3 protein-coding genes and 1 pseudogene are annotated in these 2,804 nt (G+C 70.3%); 1 reads left to right on the plus strand and 3 read right to left on the minus strand.

Annotated features, from left to right (window positions below; genetic code table 11):
• Positions 1–440: HAD family hydrolase (locus GRX66_RS18025; RefSeq protein ID WP_201293089.1), on the minus strand; the 440-nt coding region annotated here is incomplete at its 3' end.
• Between the two features lie 24 nt (positions 441–464).
• Positions 465–950, minus strand: coding sequence for a hypothetical protein (locus tag GRX66_RS18030; protein WP_159527728.1), 486 nt, complete (start codon positions 948–950; stop codon positions 465–467).
• 198 nt (positions 951–1,148) lie between these two features.
• Here GRX66_RS18030 and GRX66_RS18035 point away from each other — a divergent pair, with 198 nt between their 5' ends.
• Positions 1,149–2,129: a phytoene/squalene synthase family protein gene (locus tag GRX66_RS18035; RefSeq protein WP_159527729.1), complete on the plus strand. Its 981-nt coding sequence runs from the start codon at positions 1,149–1,151 to the stop codon at positions 2,127–2,129.
• Between the two features lie 30 nt (positions 2,130–2,159).
• On the opposite strand, the pseudogene cruF reads toward GRX66_RS18035, so the two are convergent.
• Positions 2,160–2,804 (minus strand): annotated as a pseudogene (cruF, locus tag GRX66_RS18040) (bisanhydrobacterioruberin hydratase); the annotation flags it as partial.

Genomic DNA, 2,804 nt, shown 5'->3' on the forward strand with positions numbered 1-2,804 from the left:
CGCCGGCGCGTCGTAGCCCGCGAACACCACCGCGTCGAAGGCGTCGTCGAGTCCCGCGCCCGCGAGTTTCTGGCGCTGCATCTCGGGCGCCCGTTCGTGACCAGCGCCGTCGGTCGGTCGACGGCGTCGAGTAGGTCTCTGGCACCGGGCAGCGTTCGGACGCGCGTCTGGTCGCGTTCCGCCTCGTAGGCGTTCGCTACCGCGACGCCAGACGCCGGGTCGCGGCCGGCCGCTTCGGCGAGGTCGGCGAAACACGCGCGGCGGAGTTCGGCGACAGTGTCGGTCCGCTCGGCGTACTCCTCGAACGCGCCGCGGTAGTCCGCGGCGGAGAAACACTGGTCGACGCCCGCGCGGTCGAATGCGGCCGCGAGCACGTCCGCGACCGAGCGCTCGTATGTGACGAGCGTGTCGTCGAGGTCGAAACAGACCGCGTCAACCATCGTGTCGGTGGTCGGGACCGGGGGTCATTCGCTCTTGCGGTAGCCGTCGTCGTCGCGTTCGGCGAGCCCCAGGAGGACCGCCCAGTCGAGGCGGCGCTGGACGCGGTCGGTCCAGAACGCCGCCCAGTTGTCGCGCTTCGAGCGCTCCCAGCGTGGGACGCGCTCGCGGACGGCCTCGAAGACGTCCGCTGGCGTCCGGCTCTCGGTGTCCTCGAGTGCAGCCAGGACCTCAGTCACGAGAAAGACGTTCTCGCGGAAGGCGTCGGCCAGGGCAGCCCTGCCCGGGTCAGAGCGGACGCGAGCGTACCCGGAGTCCGCGTCGTCGACCACGCCGAGCGCGGCCAGGAACACCAGCCACGCCGACGCAGTGCCGCGGTCCGGGACGGCCGCGCGCTCGACGAGTCGCCGACAGCAGTCGTCCTCCGGTTCCGGGACGAGCGGCGCGGCGTCCCGGACGGTCCAGATGCGGTCCAGGGACGGGGGCGCCGGTGGGACCGGCTTTCGCTTCATACCGTCGCTGGGCGCCCAACGGCCTTCAGTGACACGGACGGCGACAAAGCGACCTCGGCAGGCGTGCTACGTGCCGATACTTCCCGGAACCGGCGGAACCCGCGGTGGGCACCGGTCTTTTTCTTCTTTCGCGCCCAACAGGTATGTAGCACTGGCTGGACTGCACACCCGGGAGTGGTGCGTCTGGCGCGCCATACAATGGTCGACAGTACCCAGATATCGACAAGCAAAGCGATACAGCAACGGACCGGGAAAACGTTCCACCTAGCTACGCGATTGCTTCCCGAACGCGTGCGTCACTCGACGTACGTCCTGTACGCGTTCTTCCGCGTCGCCGACGACGTCGTCGACACGACTGCCGACCGAGACCCCGACGTACAGCGCCGCGAACTAGAAGCCGTGCGGGCGGCCGCGCTCGGGGACGCGGACGCAGCAGCGGTCACAGGAGCGGCGCTCGGAGCGGAAGAACGCGACGTGCTGGCGGCGTTCCGCGAGCTCTCGGACCGCTACGACATCGCCGACGAGGACGTGAACACGTTCGTGGACGCGATGCTCGCGGACCTCGAGACGGCGGAGTACGACACCTACGAGGAGCTGGCGGCGTACATGCGCGGGTCCGCAGTCGCCGTCGCGAACATGATGATGGCCGTGATGGACGTCGAGGACTGCGAGACCGCAGCACCCCACGCGGCCGCGCTCGCGGAGGCGTTCCAGCTGTCGAACTTCCTGCGGGACGTCCGCGAGGACGTCGACGACTACGACCGAATCTACCTGCCCGGGGAGACCCGCCGCGAGCACGGGGTCACGGTCGACCAGTTGCGGCGCCACGAGGTGACCCACGGGTTCCGGGAGGCGATTCGCGCGGAACTGGCGCGCACGGAGGCGCGCTACCGGGAGGGCGTCGCGGGCATCAAGTACCTGCCGTCGGACTGCCAGTTCGCCGTCCTGCTGTCCGCGATGCTGTACGCCGACCACCACCGCGAGATCCGCGCCCGGGAGTGCGACGTGCTCTCGGAGACTCCGAGCCTGTCGACGACCCGGAAACTCTGGTTGCTCGCGAAGACCCGCGCGCTGTGGGCGTATTACGGCGACCCCGAAACCGTCTTCTACCGGGTGAGTTGCGTCTCGTCGCCGGCCGACCACCACCACGGCCACGGCGACCCACATCCGGCGCCGTAGGCCACTGCCACCCGCGGTCCGCGGACGAAGTCACCGCCGCGCGGGGTTCCAGCCGAGGACGCTGAAGTCGAAGCGGTCGGTTTCGAGGAGCGCGACGCCGAGCACCGCCGCCGCAGCGGCGGGGACGAACTGGAGGAACGCGAGGTTCACCGCGCCCCAGAGGATGACGAAGCTCACCAGGTCGTCGAGGAGGAACGGGCACTGGGTGAGCCGCTGGTGGAGCGCGACGCGGTCGAACCCCCAGTCGAGGACGGCGACGGAGACGGCCGCGGACAGCACCCACCCGAGGTAGTTCGAGACGGGGACGCCGTAGTAGACGCCGCCGGCGTCGTACGCCCAGAAGCCGAGCGCGACCGCGCCGGGATCGAGGACGACGTCCATCCAGAGGACGACGGCGGCGACCAATGGCAGGCGGACGACGGCGCGGCGGGTGTGGCGGCCGAACAGCAGGAGGACCAGCAGGTAGCTGTTCACGACCAGCGGCAGGAAGAACACGGGCAGGCCGAGCGGGACGCTGCCCGCGAGCATCGGCCCGAGGTCGACGAGGTACGCGAACTCCCCGTAGGGCCACCCGGTCGCGACGCCGACCAGTTCGATGCCGTACGCGTACCCGACGAGCGCGACGAGCGCGATGCGGCCCGGCGGTCGACGAGGGGGAGCAGGCCGGCGACCAGC

The organism is Halobacterium bonnevillei, assembly GCF_009831555.1.
GTDB lineage: Archaea > Halobacteriota > Halobacteria > Halobacteriales > Halobacteriaceae > Halobacterium > Halobacterium bonnevillei.